The following is a 16,079-nucleotide window of genomic DNA, read 5'->3' as shown; positions in this document are numbered from 1 at the left end:
CTCCCCTACCTACTTCTTCTCCGGCAGCGGCGGGAACTCCGCGTTGTCCGGCATGGCCGGCGCGGTCCAGCCGCGTTCCGCGGCGATCTTGGCCCCGCGCACCGTCTCCGGCGCGGCCGACGGGCCGTCCAGGTCCGCGTCCCGGCCCTCGAAGAACCCGGCCAGCTGGAGCTCGGCCTGGCGGAAGTCGGTCAGCGGCGCGCCCCGCGTCGGGTGGGGCTTCTCCCCCGCCTGCAGGGACTTCACCAGCTCCAGCGCGCCGTCGGGCGTCTGGTTGTCGAAGTACTCGTAGTTCACCTGGAGCACCGGGCCGAGGTCGCAGGCCGCCAGGCACTCGGCGTGCTCCAGCGTGATCGAGCCCGTCGTGCCCGGCTCGCCCGCGGTCTCCTCGTGGCCGACGCCCAGGTGGTCCTTGAGCTTGGCGTAGATCGCGTCACCGCCGAGCGCGGCGCACAGCGTGTTCGTGCAGACGCTGACCAGGTGCTCGCCGCACGGGCGGCGCTTGTACATGGTGTAGAACGTCGCGACCGCGCTGACCTCGGCGTTGGTCAGGTCGAGCTGGTCGGCGCAGAACGTGATGCCCGCCTGGCTGACGTAGCCCTCGACCGACTGCACCAGGTGCAGCATCGGCAGCAGCGCCGACCGGGCCTGCGGGTAGCGCGCGATGATCGCCCGCGCCCGGTCCACGACCGACTGGTCGAACACACCGGTGTCGGCGACGCCTTCGGTCACCAGCCGCTGCGTCTCGATCGGGTCGAGCGCGGAGGCCTCGTAGACCTCTTCCGAAGTGCTCATCGGTCACAACCACCCATCACCGGGTCGATAGAGGCCACCGACGCGATGACGTCGGCGACCATGCCGCCCTCGCACATCGCGGGCATCGACTGGAGGTTCACGAAGCTGGGTTCGCGCACGTGCACGCGCATCGGCCGGGTGCCGCCGTCGGAGACGATGTGGTAGCCCAGCTCGCCGCGCGGCGACTCGATCGGCACGTACACCTGGCCCGGCGGCACCGCGAAGCCCTCGGTCACCAGCTTGAAGTGGTGGATCAGGGACTCCATCGACTGGCCCATGATCTTGCGGACGTGCTCGAGCGAGTTGCCCATGCCGTCCGCGCCGATCGTGAGCTGCGCGGGCCACGCGATCTTGGCGTCTTCGACCATGACCGGGCCGGGCGTGAGGTTGTCCACGGCCTGCCGCACGATCTTGAGCGACTGGTGGATCTCCTCCAGCCGCAGCAGGTACCGGGCGTAGGAGTCGGCGGCGTTCGACGTGGGCACGTCGAACTCGTAGTTCTCGTAGCCGCTGTAGGGCTCGACCTTGCGCAGGTCCCACGGCAGGCCCGCGGACCGGAGGATCGGACCGGTGATGCCCAGCGCGAGGCACGCGTCCACCGGCAGGTAGCCGACGCCCGCGAGGCGGTTGCGCCAGATCGGCTGGCCGGACAGCAGCTTGTCGTAGTCGGGCAGCCGGGAGTCCATCACCTTGATGAAGTCCTTGATGCGCTGCTCCGCGCCCTCGGGCAGGTCCTGCGCCAGGCCGCCGGGCCGGATGAACGCGTGGTTCATCCGCAGGCCGGTCAGGAACTCCAGCAGGTGCAGGACCTCTTCGCGCTCGCGGAAGCCCGCGGTCATGCCGGTCAGCGCGCCCAGCTCCATGCCGCCGGTGGCCAGCGCCACCAGGTGCGAGCTGATCCGGTTGAGCTCCATGAGCAGCACGCGGATCGTCTGCGCCCGCTGCGGGACGGTGACGCCGAGCAGCTTCTCGACCGCCATGCAGTACGCGGCCTCGTTGTGCAGCGGGGCCAGGTAGTCCATCCGCGTCACGAACGTGACGCCCTGGGTCCAGTTGCGGTACTCGACGTTCTTCTCGATGCCGGTGTGCAGGTAGCCGATGACGCTGCGGGCCTGGGTGACCGTCTCGCCCTCCAGCTCCAGCACCAGGCGCAGCACGCCGTGCGTGGAGGGGTGCTGCGGGCCCAGGTTCATGACGATGCGCTCATCACCCGCGGCCTCGGCCAGCACCTCGTCCCAGTCGCCGCCGGTCACCGTGTAGACGGTGCCCTCGGTCGTCTCGCGGGAGCCCGCGTACGCGTCGGGGTTCGCCGTGGTGCGGTTGGCGTCGTGGGAGTCGCTGTCGCGGCCCGGGTCGCTGGTGTCGGTGCCCGTGGTCACGTCGGAAATACGCTCGGTCATGAGTAGGACCGCCTCTGGTCTGGCGGGGGGATCTCCGCGCCCTTGTACTCCACCGGGATGCCGCCGAGCGGGTAGTCCTTGCGCTGCGGGTGGCCGTCCCAGTCGTCCGGCATGAGGATCCGGGTGAGCCCCGGGTGGCCGTCGTAGACGATGCCGAACATGTCCCAGGCCTCGCGCTCCTGCCAGTCCGCGGTCGGGTAGACCGAGACGATGCTGGGGATGTGCGCGTCGTCCACGTCGACCGCGACCTCCAGCCGGATGCGCCGGCGGTAGGTCATCGACGTCAGGTGGTAGACCGAGTGCAGCCGCTGCGGCGCGTCCGCGCCGTAGTCCACACCGGACACCGAGCTGCACAGCTCGAAGCGCAGGGCCGGGTCGTCGCGCAGGATGCGCGCCACGTCGACCAGCCGCTCGCGCCGCAGGAAGAACGTGATCTCGCCGCGGTCCACGGTGATCTGCTGGACCGTGTCGGCGGGCAGGCCGTGCTCCCGGATGGCACCCAGCAGCTCGTCGGCGAGCTCGTCGAACCAGCCGCCGTAGGGCCGCTCGGACGGCGCGGCGACGTGGGCGGGCAGCCGCAGGCCGCCGAAGCCGGACGTGTCGCCGGTGCCGGAGATGCCGAACATGCCCTGGCGTGCCTTGCCCGCCACCACGCCGCCGTGCGCGAGGTGCTCCTCGTGCTCGGCCTGGTTCATGCTCGCCGAGCTGAGCGCCTCGTCGTTGCCGGGCGTGCCGGCGCCGGGCGCCTTGTCGACCTCTTTGCTTTCGTCAGCCATGCCGCTCACTTCTTCGCAAAGCGCTGGGAGGACGGGATCAGGTCCGTGGTGCGGCCCGACTCGGCCAGCGCCGCGGCCCGGTTCGCACCCAGCGGCTCGTCCATGATCTTCGCGTGGATCTTGAGGATCGCGTCGATCAGCATCTCCGGCCGCGGCGGGCAGCCCGGCAGGTACATGTCGACCGGCACGACGTGGTCCACGCCCTGCACGACCGCGTAGTTGTTGAACATGCCGCCGCTGGAGGCGCACACGCCCATGGCGAGCACCCAGCGCGGCTCGGGCATCTGGTCGTAGATCTGCCGCAGCACCGGCGCCATCTTGTTGGTCACCCGGCCCGCGACGATCATCAGGTCGGCCTGGCGCGGCGAGGCGCGGAAGACCTCCATGCCGAACCGCGCGAGGTCGTAGCGCGGGCCGCCGGTGGTCATCATCTCGATCGCGCAGCACGCCAGGCCGAAGGTGGCCGGCCACAGCGAGGACTTGCGGGTCCAGTTGACCAGCTTCTCCACGCTGGCGAGCAGGATGCCGTTCGGGAGCTTCTCTTCGAGACCCACTTCGATCTTCCCCCTCAGTTCCAGTCGAGGCCGCCGCGACGCCACACGTAGGCGTACGCGAAGCCGACCGTCGCGACGAACAGTGCGATCTCCACCAGGCCGAACAGCCCGAGCCGGTCCGCGGAGACCGCGAATGGGTAGAGGAACACCATTTCGATGTCGAACAGGATGAACAGCATCGCCGTGAGGTAGTAGGCGACCGGCATGCGGCCGCCGCCCACCACGGGCTGTGGCGACGGCTCGATGCCGCACTCGTACGCGTCGAGCTTCGCGCGGTTGTAGCGACGGGGACCGATGTACGGCGCGGCCGTCACCGAGAACAGCGCGAAGGCCCCGGCGAGGACGAACATCAATACGAGGGGGAGGTAAGGGTCCAGCACTCTCCGTCGTCCTTTCCTCGCGTCGCGGTGGTGGTGCACCGCCGACCGTTGCGCACCCTAAAGGGTGTTCTTGCGGCCTCCGGAGGTTAGGCGCACCTAACAATCCGCAGGTCGCTTGTGAAACACTTCACAAGCCATCTCAGCCGGTTGTGAAGTGATTCACAAGACCTGAGGGCCAGTGTAGAACGTCACACACAGGCGTGACGAGCACCCCCGGCATAGGCCCTGAGCTGCACTTTCACGGTGCAGATCAACAGTTGGAGTACCCAGCAGTGAACGGGACCACACGGGAAAACGAAACAGCGCCGTCCCGGAGGACGGCGCTGCAACGGTCAGCGGAGGCGGTTAGGCCGTTGGGGCGAGTTTCGTGGCGGCCGTGATGATGCGGTCGAACGAGTCGCCGTCCTTGGGGTCGTAAAGGCCCGCGAGGAGCTTCAGCACCAGCTTCATCAGCGTCTTGCGGGGCAGCCCGTACTTGGTCGCGGTGCGCATGACGGTCGGGTTGCCGATCAGCTTGCTGAAGATGTTGCCGAGCCGGTAGTAGCTGCCCAGGGCCTGCTCGATGCGCACCGGGTAGCCGTGCAGCGCCCGTTCCCGGCTCGCGCCCTGGCGGGCCAGCGCCTGCACCACGGTCTCGGCCGCGATCCGGGCCGACTCCATCGCGTACCCGATGCCCTCGCCGTTGAACGGGTTCACCATGCCGCCCGCGTCACCGACCAGCAGGAGGCCGTCGCGGTAGTGGGGCTTGCGGTTCAGCCCCATCGGCAGGGCCGCGCCGCCGATCTTGCCGGTGGCGTTCTCCTCGCGGAAACCCCACTCCTCCGGGGTGCCGTCCAGCCAGCTCTTGAGCAGCGCGCGGTAGTCCGTGGTGCCGTAGGCCTTGGAGGTGCTGAGGATGCCGAGGCCGACGTTCACCGTGCCGTCGCCCATGCCGAAGATCCAGCCGTAGCCGGGCAGCAGGACGTCGTTGGCGCGGTCCCACAGCTCCAGGTGCGACTCCAGGTAGTCGTCCTTGGTGCGGGGGCTGGCGTAGTAGCGGCGGACCGCGACGCCCATCGGCTTGGCGTCGTCCTTCTGGATGCCGACGCTGAGGGCGAGGCGGGCGCTGACGCCGTCGCAGGCCAGGACGATCGGGGCGCGGTAGGTGACCGGGGTCTTGTCCGGGCCCTGCTTGGCCTCCACGCCGACCACGCGGCCGTGCTCCACGACCGCGCCGGTGACGGTGGTCTGCTGGTGCATCCGCGCGCCCGCCGCGACCGCGGTGTTCGCCAGCATCTCGTCGAAGTCCTGCCTCGGGCGCACCAGGCCGTAGGGCGGGAACGTGGCCAGCTCGGGCCAGTCGAGCTCCAGCGTGACGCCGCCGCCGACCACGCGCAGGCCGCGGTTGTGCAGCCAGCCCGCTTCCTCGCGGGTGTCGACGCCGAGGTCGATCAGCTGCTTGACCCCGCGCGGGGTCAGGCCGTCACCGCACACCTTCTCGCGGGGGAAGGTGCTCTTCTCCAGCAGCACCACGTCCAGGCCCGCGCGTGCCAGGTAGGTGGCCGCGGTGGAGCCGGCCGGCCCCGCCCCGACCACGATCACCTCGGCGTCCTCGCCTGCCTTGCGGCGGCTGGGAGTCGTCATCCCCGCTCCTTGTGCCCGTGTTCACAAAGTCCCGGCCGAGTCTACTTGCGGGTCGCTGAGGGCTCCCGCTACTGGGGCTTGGTGCCCCGGTGCAGCGCGACCACGCCGCCGGTGAGGTTCATCCAGGCGACGTCCTCCCAGCCGGCGCGGGCCACGACCTCGCCGAGTGCGCGCTGGTCGGGCCACGTGCGCATGGACTCGGCGAGGTAGGAGTAGGCCTCCGGGTTGGAGGACACGAACCGGGCGATGAACGGCAGGATGCGCAGCAGGTAGCGCATGTAGACGAAGCGGAACGGGCGGAAGGTGGGCGTGGAGACCTCGCACACCACGAGCCGTCCGCCCGGCTTGACCACGCGGGCCATCTCGCGCAGGGCCGCCTCGGTGTCGTTGAAGTTGCGCAGGCCGAAGGACACCGTGACGGCGTCGAACGAGTTGTCGGCGAACGGCAGGCGCAGGGCGTCGGCGGCGACCTTGGGCACCGGCCGGTGCGCGCCGCCGAGCAGCATGCCGAGCGAGAAGTCGGCCGCCACGCACCACGCGCCGGAGGCCGCGTACTCCACGGTGGACACCGCCGTGCCGGCGGCGAGGTCGAGCACCTTCTCGCCGGGCTTGGCGTCCAGCACCCGCCTGCTCCACTCCCGCCAGCGCCGGTCGAACCCCAGCGTCATGACCGAGTTCGTCCGGTCGTAGCCCCGGGCCACGCCGTCGAACATCTCGGCGACCTCGCGGGGGTTCTTGTCCAGACCTGCACGCGCCATGCCGGAAGCCTAGGTGACGCCCCCACCACCGGCATTCCCTCCCACCCCCGTGAGTCGAACCCTCAGGTCCCGTGAGTCGAACCCTCGAGACCCGCGTGTCGAACGCTCAGGACCGGTGAGTTCGACACTCGGGTTCCGGTGGCGGGTACCTGAACGTTGAATTCACGGGTCCTGAGCGTTCGACACTCGGGTCCTGAGCGTTCGACACGCGGGACCTGGGGGTTCGACTCACGGGGTGGTGGCGCGGAGGGCGGTCAGCATGCCGGTGACGGCGGCGTGCCAGGGGTACTGCTCGGCGCGGGCCCGGGCGGCGGAGCGGCGGGTCGGCTCCGGGTGGTCCAGGAGGGCCGTCACGGCTCCCGCGAACGCCGGGGCGTGGTCGGGGACGGCGGCACCGCAGTCGGGCTCGACGATCTCGCGCAGGGCCGAGGAGGCGGAGACGACGACGGGGGTGCCGGAGGCCAGGGCTTCGAGGGCGGCCAAGCCGAACGTCTCGTGCGGGCCGGGCGCCAGGCAGACGTCGGCGCTGGCCAGGAGGGTGGCCACGTCCGCACGCCGGTCGACGAACCCGAGGAACGTGACCGGCAGCCCGGCGGCACGCCGTTCCAACGCCTCGCGGCGCGGGCCGTCACCGGCGATCACCAGCCGCACGTCCTGCCCGGCCGCGTGCAGCTCCGCCGCCGTGTCGACGCTGCGCTCGACGTGCTTCTCCGGCGACAACCGCCCGCAGTGCACGAGCAGCGCGTCCGCACCCCGCGCCAGCTCCGCCCGCAACGACCGGTCGTGCCGGCTCGGTGTGAACGTGCGCAGGTCCACCCCCAGCGGCACGCGGGCCACGTTGCGCGCCCCGATCCGCTCGAACTCCTCCAGCGCGAACTCCGTCGTGCACACCACCGTGTCGTAGGACGCCGCCATCCGCGCGTTCGCCCGATCGGCACACCGTCGGGCCAGCGGCGCGGGCAGCAGGAACTGCTCCAGCAGCCGGTCCAGCCGCTCGTGCGAGATCACCACGCTCGGCACGCCGCGCGCCGCCGCCCACCGGCCCATCCCGCGCAGCGTCAGCCGGTCCGACACCTCCAGCCGGTCCGGCGCCAGGTGGTCCAGCAACGCCCGCACGCGCCACGGGTCCACCGCCCGGTACCCGCCCGCGCCGGGGATGCGCGGCGCGGGCAGCGTCACCCGCCGCACGCCCGGCGACAGCTCCTCGTCGGCGTGCGCGGGCCCCGGCACGACGAGCGTGACCTGGTGCCCGTTTGCCGCGTAACCGCTGCCGAGGTGGTGCAACGCGGTGCGCAGCCCACCGGAGCGCGGCCCGTAGAAGTTGGCCAGCTGCACGATCCTCATGCGTGCCCGATCCTCATGCGGCCCGCCGCTCCGGCACGTCCAGCACGGCCGCGTAGTGGCCGAGCAGCTCGTCGCACACCGCCGACCACGTCCGCCCGCGCACCCAGCGCCGTGCCGCCAGTCCGAACCGCCGGCGGCGCAACGGGTCGCCCAGCTCCACGACCGCCCGCCTGAGCTGCGCGTCGTCGGAGAACAGGTACCCGGTGTCCGGTCGTACCAGGTCACGCGGCCCGCCCGCGTCCGGTGCGACGACCGGCACACCGCTGGCCAACGCCTCCTGCACGGCCTGGCAGAACGTCTCGTGCGGGCCCGTGTGCACGAACACGTCCAGGCTGGCGTAGGCCGTCGCCAGGTCCGTGCCGCTCTTGAACCCGAGGAACGCCGCGCCGGGCAGGTCCCGCCGCAACCGCGCCTCCTCCGGCCCCTCCCCGACCACGACCAGCCGCACGCCGGGCAGGTCCGCGAGCGCGGCGAGCCGGTCCACCCGCTTCTCCGGCGACAACCGGCCGACGTACCCGACCAGCAGTTCACCGCCCGGCGCGAGCGAGGCGCGCACCCCTTCGTCCCGCCGGGACGGGTGGAACAGCTCCAAGTCCACGCCGCGCGCCCACCGGTGCACGCGCGGCACGCCGTGCTCCCGCAGCGCGTCCACCGCCCACGTGGACGGCGCGAGCGTGCGGTCGGCCTGGGCGTGCAGCCGGCGCGTCCACCGCCAGGCGGCGCGGGCGGTGACGCCGAGGCCGTAGTGCCCGGCGAACCCGGCGACGTCGGTCTGGTAGACCGCGACCGTCGGCACGCCCAGCCTGCGCGCCGCGGACAGGCCCCGCGCGCCCATCACGAACGGGCTGGCCAGGTGCACGACGTCCGGCTCGAAGTCGGCCAGCGCGGTCAGCACCCGGCGCGTGGGCACGCCGACCGGCAGCGAGCTGAACCTGGGCAGGTCCACCGACGGCACGCGCACGACCGGCGTGCCCAGGTGCTCGTCCGCACCCGCCCCGGGCGCTACGACCAACGCCGGGTGACCGTGCGCCCTCAGGTGGTCCAGGATCCGCACCACGGAGTTGGTGACCCCGTTGACCAGGGGCAGAAAGCTCTCGGTGACGATCGCTACGCGCACACCGAGAACCCTCGGGTGCCAAGGACACGGCGGCGTGACACCTCGGCGAACGCCCGCCGAACTCCTCGCGTCGCGGTTGACGTTGGCCCCGGGTTCACCTGGAGTACGCGGCGCGGTCACTCCGTGCGGTGACACTAGGTCGGCATGACCGTCTTGTCGTCCCGACCCGCGCAGCCCGTCGATCCCGGCCTGGTGTCGATCGCGCTGGAGATAGCGGGCCGACTCGCCAACGACGCGTCCGACGTCATCATGGCGACGGCCGGGCGGGGCGCGCGACCCGACGACGAGGCGTCGCCGTTCGACTGGGTGACCGACACCGATCGGACGCTGGAGCGGCACACGCGGCGGGTGCTGACCGCCGAGTTCCCGCACATCCCGGTGTTCTGCGAGGACACCGACCCGGACGTGGCCGACGACGCGGAGTTCCGCTGGGTCGTGGACCCGGTCGACGGGACCGCGAACTACGTCGCCGGGGTGCCGTGGTGCGCGTACAGCCTGGCGCTGGTCGACCGGTGGGGCCCGGTGGTCGGGGTGGTCGCCGACCCCTACCGGGCCCAGATCTACGCGGCCGCGCGGGGGCGGGGCATGCGGGCGAACGGCACGCCGGTGCGGCTGGGCGACCAGGCCCTGAGCCCGATCGTGTGCACGGAGATGACGCGGACGGGGCCGTGGCCGGGCATGGGCGAGTTCATCTCCCGGGCCGCGGCGGCGGGCACGGGCGTACGGGTGCTGGGCTCGAAGGCGCTGGCCGTCGCCCAGGTGGCCCTGGGTCACGCCGCGGCCGCCGTCCTGGACAGCTACCACGAGTGGGACGTGGCCGGCGCGGTCGCCCTGGCCGTCGAATCGGGCGCGGTGGTGCTGGACCGGCGGGGTGAGGACGCCCGGCTGCCGGTCGACGGCCTGCTCGTGGCCGTGCCGGAGGTGGCGGAGGAAGTCCTGGGCTGGTGGCAGGCGTCGACGTCCCGCTAGGCCGTTCGGCGGATCGACGCGTTCTGGGTACCACCAGCCGCGACACACCCAGGTCGACCATCTTCGGCACGACCGCGCTCAGGCACACCTCGCGCGCGATGACGTCGTGGTTGTCCCGGCAGTGCCACACACGTCCGCGAAGACCCAGGTCGGCGATCCGCGCCAAGAGAGCAGGTCGGGCCGCGACGGGATTCGTCGAGGAACGCGTGCCACATGGCGAGGTGATCGCGAAGGGCCGACCCGTTGCCCCGTTCGGCCTAAGCATTGCCCAGGTGCGGCAGTTGTTGTTCCAGGACTTCCAGGTCCGTGCGGACCGCGTCCAGGGAGGACTGGTTCAGCAGGCGCAGGGCGGCGCGGCCCACCTCGTCCTCGAACGACGTGAAGTCGCGGACGGCCGCGTTCAGGCGGTCGGTGACCGGGTGGCGTTGGTCGGCGTCCAGGGCGCGGCCCAGGTCGGCGATGCGGCGGACGTCCGGGAGTTCGGCGGCGAACCGGCCGGCGATGCGTTCCAGCCACTCCCGCGCCGGCGACGGGGGCACGGTGGCCACGGCGGCGTGCACCCGGCGCACGGCCAGCTCGCAGCGGCCCACCATCGCGGACCAGCGGTCGTTCAGCGGAGGCGGAGGAGGGGGCGGGGGCATCGGCGGCGGCCCCATGGGCTGTGGTGGCAGTGCCGGGCGGCGACGGCGGACGGCGCCGACCACCGCGCCGACGATGGTGCCGGGCACGCCACCGAAGACCACGCCGACGATGCCGGCCGCGACCACGCTCGCCAGCACCGGCGAGTCGGCACCGTCGGCCGAGGACGCCGGGAGCGTGATGCCGAACAGGATCAGTACCGTCATCAGCGCCGTGCCGATGAGCAGTCCCCACAGCGCCGAACGTGACATGCCCACAATGTGCCAGATCAGGCGTCGTAATCCACGGTGACGGCGGGAGTCACGGCCACCGACTGGCACGTCAGCACGAAACCCGCCTCCACCTCGCGCGGCTCGAGCGCGTAGTTCCGCCGCATCTCCACCTCCCCGGACACGACCAGCGCACGGCACGTCCCGCACACGCCGCCCTTGCACGCGAACGGCAGGTCGGCGCGCACCCGCTGGGCCGCGTCGAGGATCGGCACGTCGGCCGGCAGCGGCACCTCCGTGCTGCGGCCGTCCAGGACCACGGTCGCGACGCCGGCGGCGGCCGAGGCGGTCTCGGCGCGGCGCGGCGGGGGCGGCGGTTCGTCCACGTAGAACAGCTCGTGGTGCACGGACGACGCGGGCACGCCGAGGGAGCCCAGCACCTCCTGCGCGTCGCGCACCATCCCGTACGGCCCGCACAGCCACCACTGGTCCACGTCGGCCCACGGCACCACGGTCGAGAACAACGCCCGCAGCTTCACCGCGTCCAGCCGGCCGGTGAACAGCTCGACGTCCCGAGGCTCGCGCGACAGCACGTGCACGAGCTGGAACCGCGCCGGGTACCGGTCCTTCAGGTCCGCCAGCTCCTCGGCGAACATCACCGTGTCCGCGCGCCGGTTGCCGTACAGCAGGGTCACCCGCGCACCGCCCGCCAGCGCCGACGCGGCGATGGACAGCGCGGGCGTGATGCCCGACCCGGCGACGACCAGGCCGTGGTGTGACCCGCCGGACGGGGTGAAGGTGCCCTGCGGCGGCAGCACCTCCAGCACGTCGCCGCGCTGCAGCCGGTCGACCAGCAGGGTGGAGAACAGCCCGCCGTCCACCCGCCGCACCCCGATTTGCAGCGGACCGCCGGCGGGCGCGCAGATCGAGTAGGAGCGCCGCTCGTCGCCGTTGCGCAGGGTCAGGTGCTGCCCCGGCGCGAACGCGAACTCGGCGGCCAGCGCGGGGGGCACCTCGAACGTCACCGCGACCGCGTCCGCGCACAGCGGCTCGACCGAGGCGACGGTCAGCTTGCGGAACACCGGCCGCGCCATCAGATCTCCTTCACGTGCTCGAACGGCTCCGCGCAGTCCGCGCACCGGCGCAGCGCCTTGCACGCCGTCGACCCGAACCGCGACACCTCCGATGTGCGCGACGACCCGCAGCGCGGGCACGGCACCCGCCGCGACGGCGGCACCAGGTTCAGCGGCACGGGCCCGACCGCGCGCGGCCCGAGCCGGGACGGCGGCGCGATGCCCGCTTCGCGCAGCTTGCGCAGCCCGTCCTCGCTGATCCAGTCCGTGGTCCACGCGGGCGACAGCGACAGCCGCACGTCCACCTCCGCGTACCCGGCGGCGTGCAACGATCGCCGCAGGTCGGCGGCCATCTCGTCCAGCGCCGGGCAGCCCGAGTAGGTGGGGGTGATCGTCACCGACACCCGCCCGTCGGACTCGGTCACGTCGCGCAGCACGCCGAGGTCGGCCAGCGTCAGCACCGGCAGCTCCGGGTCCCGGACCCGCGCGGCGACGTCGAGTGCGGTGCTCACCACTTCGCCCCCGGCAGCGAGCGGTGCAGGTGCTGCATCTCGGCCAGCAGGTAGCCGAACGCCTCGGTGTGCACGCCGTCACGCCCGGCCAGCCCGTTGACCCGCGCCGCGGGCACGTCCGCCGGCCGGGTCAGCCCCGCCGCCGACAGCACCGCGTCCAGCGCACCGTCCACTTCGGACCTCAGCTCGGCCGGGTCGACCGCGACGCCCGCCAGCCGCAGCTCCACGGCGTGCGGGGTGAACAGCTCGGCCAGGAACGGCCACACCCGCTCCAGCCCGGCCTGCACGCGCCGGTGCGACTCCTCGGTGCCGTCACCGAGCCGCACGACCCACTGGGCCGCGTGGTCGCGGTGGTAGGCCAACTCCTTCACGGCCTTCGCGGCCACGGCCGCCAGCACCGGGTCGGCGCTGCCGCGCAGCCGCGAGTACTGCGCGAGCTTCCAGGACGAGAACACCAGCAGCCGGGCCGTGGTCGTGCCGAAGTCGCCGCCCGCGAACGGGCCGCACTCGATCTCCGCCAGGTGCACGTTGCGGAACTCGCGCTCGGCGCGCAGGTACGCCAGCGCGTCCTCGTCCCGACCCGCGCCCTCGACCTCGCCCGCGCGGGTGAGCAGCATCCGGGCCTGGCCGAGCAGGTCGAGCGCGATGTTGGCCAGCGCGACGTCCTCCTCCAGCTCGGGCGCGCGGGAGCACCACTCGGCCAGGCGCTGGGACAGGACCAGCGCGTCGTCGCCGAGCATCAGGCAGTACGCGGTCAGGTCGGCGCGGTCGACGTCGGGCACCTCGCGGTCCACCCCGGCCAACGCCTCGGAGAACCCGGTGCCGAACGCCCAGTGCGCGTCCTCGTGGCCGTCGACCAGGGATTCGTACGCGTTGTCGAAGCTCATAGGTGCGGCACGTCCTCGGGGATCTCGTAGAACGTCGGGTGCCGGTAGACCTTGTCCCCGCTCGGCTCGAAGAACGGGTCCTTCTCGTCCGGCGATGAGGCGGTGATCGCCGCCGCGGGCACCACCCAGATCGACACGCCCTCGTTGCGCCGGGTGTAGACGTCACGCGCGTTGCGGACGGCCATCTCGGCGTCCGGCGCGTGCAGCGAGCCGACGTGCACGTGGTTCAACCCGCGCTTGCCGCGCACGAACACCTCCCACAACGGCCAGGACGAACTCATGCCACACCCTCCCGAGCCGCGTGCTTCGAAGCGTGCGCCGCGGCCGCGGCGCGCACCCACTCGCCGTCCTCGTGCGCCCGGCGCCGGTGCGCGACGCGCTGGGCGTTCGCCGGCCCGTTGCCGCCGACGACCTGCCAGAACTCGTCCCAGTCCGGCTGACCGAAGTCGTGGTGCCCGCGCTCGGCGTTCCACCGCAGCTCGGGGTCGGGCAGCGTCACGCCGAGCTGCTCGGCCTGCGGCACGGTCATGTCCACGAACTTCTGCCGCAGCTCGTCGTTGGTGTTGCGCTTGATGCGCCACCTCATCGACTGCTCGGTGTTGGACGACTCGGCGTCGGGCGGGCCGAACATCATCAGCGACGGCCACCACCAGCGGTTCACCGACTCCTGCACCATGGCGCGCTGGGCGTCGGTGCCGGACATCATCGTCATCAGCAGCTCGTAGCCCTGCCGCTGGTGGAAGGACTCCTCCTTGCAGATGCGGATCATCGCCCGCGCGTAGGGCCCGTAGGACGTGCGGCACAGCGGCACCTGGTTGCAGATCGCGGCACCGTCCACGAGCCAGCCGATCACGCCCACGTCGGCGTAGGACAGCGTCGGGTAGTTGAAGATCGAGGAGTACTTCTGCCGGCCGGAGATCAGCTTCTCGGTCAGCTCGCCCCGGTCCGCGCCCAGCGTCTCGGTCGCGGCGTACAGGTACAGCCCGTGCCCGGCCTCGTCCTGGACCTTGGCCAGCAGGATCGCCTTGCGGCGCAACGACGGCGCGCGGCTGATCCAGTTGCCCTCGGGCTGCATGCCGATGATCTCGGAGTGCGCGTGCTGGGCGATCTGGCGGATCAGCGTCTTCCGGTAGCCGTCGGGCATCCAGTCACGCGGCTCGACACGCTGCTCGGCCGCGACGGTGCGCTCGAACTGTGCCTCCAGGTCCATGGAGGCGATGTTACACCTGAAGGTCGAATTTGGGCAGAACTGTCACACGGTGCTGGACCTGCGTTGTCGGACCGACCCCTGCCCGCCCAACCACCAGATCAACGGTGCCAGCACCGCCCACACCGCGAGCAGGAACGTGCCGATCGGCAGCAGCGCGAGCACCGCCGTGCGCCCGGCCACCCGGGCCACCTCGGGGTCGGCCGTGTCGTACTCGACGCGCACCAGCTGCCCGGGCTCCAGCCCGTCCGGGTACAGCAGGCCCTGCGACGGGCTGTGCACCGCGCCGTCGGGGGTGGCGAAGCGCACCACGGTCCGCTGGAACGAGACCGACACCACCTCGGCGGTCGCCTTGCCCAGCCGCTGCTCGATCATCAGGTCGTCGCGCCAGCACGCCGCGAGCAGGGTCACCCCGATCAGCGTCACCACCGCGCCCAGCACCGCCAACGCCCGGCTGACCAGGAGCCGAGCCGGGGGGCGGGCACCTGTCCGCACTGCGTCGTCCACCACAACTGAGGAGTCTAGGGCGGCCTCCGCGCCGGATCTCAGCGATGAGTCCATACCCTCGACGCCGTGACCTCAGCTCCTGCCTCGCGGACCCGACAACGGCTGCGCGTGCACACCAGGCGCGTCGCGGGCGACGAACTGCTGGGCAGGCTGCCCCAGCCGACCGGCGCGCTGAGCTGGGTGCGCGACGGAACGGGCCTGGTCGGGTGGGGCGAGGCGGCCCGGTTCGAGGTCTCGGGACCGGACCGGTTCGCCGCCGCCGACCGCTGGTGGCGCGAGTTCACCGACGACCTCGACGTGGACGACGAGCTCGGCGTGCCCGGCACGGGACCGGTCGCGTTCGTCAGCATGGCGTTCTCCGACCGGCCCGGCCACTCGGTGCTCGTGGTGCCGGAGGTCGTCCTGGGCCGCCGCAACGGGCACGCCTGGCTGACCACCATCGGCGACAGCGGCAAGCGGCGGGTCGAGCCGGTGCGCAAGCCGTCGGAGGTGCGCTACAGCGACGGACAGGTGTCCGTCACCGGATACCGGGCGGCCGTGCGCGCGGCGGTGGAGCGGATGCGCGCGGGCGAGCTGGACAAGGTGGTGCTGGCGCACGACCTGCTGGCGGTCGCCGACATCGGCATCGACCACCGGTTCGTGCTGGAGGGCCTGGCCCGCCGGTACCCCGAGTGCTGGGTCTACGCCGTGGACGGCCTGATCGGCGCCACGCCCGAACTGCTGCTGCGGCGCAGCGGTTCGGTGGTCGACTCCCGGGTGCTCGCCGGCACGACGTGGCCGCACGACGGCATGTCGGACGACGAGCTGGCCGCCGCGCTGATGTCGTCGGGCAAGAACCGCGACGAGCACGAGTACGCGGTGGCGTCGCTGGTGCAGACGCTGCGGCCGTTCTGCGACACGATGTCGGTGGAGGGGCCGTCGGTGCTGCGGCTGCCGAACGTGTCGCACCTGTCCAGCGACGTCATCGGCACGCTCGGCGACACCCTCGGCGGCACGCCGTCGCTGCTCGCGCTGGGCGAGGCGCTGCACCCCACGGCGGCCGTCGGCGGCACGCCCCGCGCGGACGCCATCGCGGTGATCGAGGAGCTGGAGGGCATGGACCGCGGCCGCTACTCCGGCCCGGTCGGCTGGATCGACGGCAACGGTGACGGCGAGCTGGGCATCGCGTTGCGCTGCGCGCAGGTCGACGGCCGCACGGCGCGCCTGTTCGCGGGCTGCGGCCTGGTCGCCGAGTCCGACCCGGACTCCGAGGTCCACGAGGCGCACGCCAAGATGCTGCCCTTTCGGGAAGCCCTCGAAGGCATGTGACGCACGTCACCGGGACGCCCG

Annotated in this window: 18 protein-coding genes; 2 read left to right on the top strand and 16 right to left on the bottom strand. The window is 72.2% G+C overall.

The annotated features are described in order from the left end of the window. Window positions 1-9: 9 nt before the first annotated feature. The 9 genes from nuoE to FHX81_RS23680 form a co-directional block, all read right to left on the bottom strand. The gene (gene nuoE / locus FHX81_RS23720; protein WP_246107949.1) at window positions 10-795 is read right to left on the bottom strand and encodes an NADH-quinone oxidoreductase subunit NuoE; all 786 of its coding nucleotides are present in this window, start codon (window positions 793-795) and stop codon (window positions 10-12) included. Beyond that, window positions 792-2,195 (bottom strand): NADH-quinone oxidoreductase subunit D, encoded by a 1,404-nt coding sequence (locus FHX81_RS23715; RefSeq protein ID WP_141980233.1) that lies wholly within the window; start codon window positions 2,193-2,195, stop codon window positions 792-794. Before FHX81_RS23715 ends, nuoE begins: the two co-directional genes overlap by 4 nt. Further along, entirely contained in the window at window positions 2,192-2,890 is a 699-nt protein-coding gene (locus tag FHX81_RS23710; protein WP_246108290.1) for an NADH-quinone oxidoreductase subunit C, read from the bottom strand. The genes FHX81_RS23715 and FHX81_RS23710 overlap by 4 nt, the downstream gene beginning before the upstream one ends. 86 nt (window positions 2,891-2,976) lie before the next feature. Further along, window positions 2,977-3,525, bottom strand: coding sequence for a NuoB/complex I 20 kDa subunit family protein (locus FHX81_RS23705; RefSeq protein ID WP_141980231.1), 549 nt, complete (start codon window positions 3,523-3,525; stop codon window positions 2,977-2,979). A gap of 14 nt (window positions 3,526-3,539) precedes the next feature. After that, on the bottom strand, window positions 3,540-3,905 hold the full coding sequence (locus FHX81_RS23700) for an NADH-quinone oxidoreductase subunit A (protein WP_053715312.1): 366 nt from the start codon (window positions 3,903-3,905) through the stop codon (window positions 3,540-3,542). A 345-nt stretch (window positions 3,906-4,250) separates the two neighbouring features. Then, window positions 4,251-5,528 (bottom strand): geranylgeranyl reductase family protein, encoded by a 1,278-nt coding sequence (locus tag FHX81_RS23695; protein WP_141980230.1) that lies wholly within the window; start codon window positions 5,526-5,528, stop codon window positions 4,251-4,253. A 68-nt stretch (window positions 5,529-5,596) separates the two neighbouring features. Beyond that, a complete protein-coding gene (locus tag FHX81_RS23690) occupies window positions 5,597-6,286 on the bottom strand; it encodes a demethylmenaquinone methyltransferase (RefSeq protein WP_141980229.1) in 690 nt (229 codons plus the stop codon). A gap of 228 nt (window positions 6,287-6,514) precedes the next feature. Further along, the gene (locus tag FHX81_RS23685; protein WP_141980228.1) at window positions 6,515-7,630 is read right to left on the bottom strand and encodes a glycosyltransferase family 4 protein; all 1,116 of its coding nucleotides are present in this window, start codon (window positions 7,628-7,630) and stop codon (window positions 6,515-6,517) included. 13 nt (window positions 7,631-7,643) lie between these two features. After that, complete coding sequence (locus tag FHX81_RS23680; RefSeq protein WP_141980227.1) at window positions 7,644-8,747, bottom strand: glycosyltransferase family 4 protein; 1,104 nt, start codon at window positions 8,745-8,747, stop codon at window positions 7,644-7,646. 144 nt (window positions 8,748-8,891) lie between these two features. On the opposite strand from FHX81_RS23680, the gene FHX81_RS23675 reads away from it, so the two are divergent. After that, complete coding sequence (locus FHX81_RS23675) at window positions 8,892-9,716, top strand: inositol monophosphatase family protein (protein ID WP_141980226.1); 825 nt, start codon at window positions 8,892-8,894, stop codon at window positions 9,714-9,716. Window positions 9,717-9,973: 257 nt separating this feature from the next. Here FHX81_RS23675 and FHX81_RS23670 read toward each other — a convergent pair whose 3' ends face one another. From FHX81_RS23670 to FHX81_RS23640, 7 genes are read right to left on the bottom strand one after another with little or no spacing between them, the layout of a single operon-like run. Next, complete coding sequence (locus tag FHX81_RS23670) at window positions 9,974-10,606, bottom strand: hypothetical protein (RefSeq protein WP_141980225.1); 633 nt, start codon at window positions 10,604-10,606, stop codon at window positions 9,974-9,976. A gap of 17 nt (window positions 10,607-10,623) precedes the next feature. Continuing rightward, a complete protein-coding gene (paaE, locus tag FHX81_RS23665) occupies window positions 10,624-11,658 on the bottom strand; it encodes a 1,2-phenylacetyl-CoA epoxidase subunit PaaE (RefSeq protein ID WP_141980224.1) in 1,035 nt (344 codons plus the stop codon). Further along, a complete protein-coding gene (gene paaD, locus FHX81_RS23660; RefSeq protein WP_141980223.1) occupies window positions 11,658-12,149 on the bottom strand; it encodes a 1,2-phenylacetyl-CoA epoxidase subunit PaaD in 492 nt (163 codons plus the stop codon). The genes paaE and paaD overlap by 1 nt, the downstream gene beginning before the upstream one ends. Further along, on the bottom strand, window positions 12,146-13,036 hold the full coding sequence (paaC, locus tag FHX81_RS23655; protein ID WP_141980222.1) for a 1,2-phenylacetyl-CoA epoxidase subunit PaaC: 891 nt from the start codon (window positions 13,034-13,036) through the stop codon (window positions 12,146-12,148). Before paaC ends, paaD begins: the two co-directional genes overlap by 4 nt. Next, the gene (gene paaB / locus FHX81_RS23650; RefSeq protein ID WP_106616896.1) at window positions 13,033-13,317 is read right to left on the bottom strand and encodes a 1,2-phenylacetyl-CoA epoxidase subunit PaaB; all 285 of its coding nucleotides are present in this window, start codon (window positions 13,315-13,317) and stop codon (window positions 13,033-13,035) included. Before paaB ends, paaC begins: the two co-directional genes overlap by 4 nt. Then, the gene (gene paaA, locus FHX81_RS23645) at window positions 13,314-14,246 is read right to left on the bottom strand and encodes a 1,2-phenylacetyl-CoA epoxidase subunit PaaA (RefSeq protein WP_141980221.1); all 933 of its coding nucleotides are present in this window, start codon (window positions 14,244-14,246) and stop codon (window positions 13,314-13,316) included. The genes paaB and paaA overlap by 4 nt, the downstream gene beginning before the upstream one ends. Before the next feature lie 42 nt (window positions 14,247-14,288). After that, window positions 14,289-14,753 (bottom strand): DUF3592 domain-containing protein, encoded by a 465-nt coding sequence (locus FHX81_RS23640; protein ID WP_425473839.1) that lies wholly within the window; start codon window positions 14,751-14,753, stop codon window positions 14,289-14,291. Window positions 14,754-14,816: 63 nt separating this feature from the next. On the opposite strand from FHX81_RS23640, the gene FHX81_RS23635 reads away from it, so the two are divergent. Then, a complete protein-coding gene (locus FHX81_RS23635) occupies window positions 14,817-16,058 on the top strand; it encodes an isochorismate synthase (protein ID WP_141980219.1) in 1,242 nt (413 codons plus the stop codon). Window positions 16,059-16,079: the final 21 nt, after the last annotated feature.

This window comes from Saccharothrix saharensis, from assembly GCF_006716745.1.
Taxonomy (GTDB): domain Bacteria; phylum Actinomycetota; class Actinomycetes; order Mycobacteriales; family Pseudonocardiaceae; genus Actinosynnema; species Actinosynnema saharense.
This window is presented reverse-complemented; position numbering and strand designations above follow the sequence as displayed.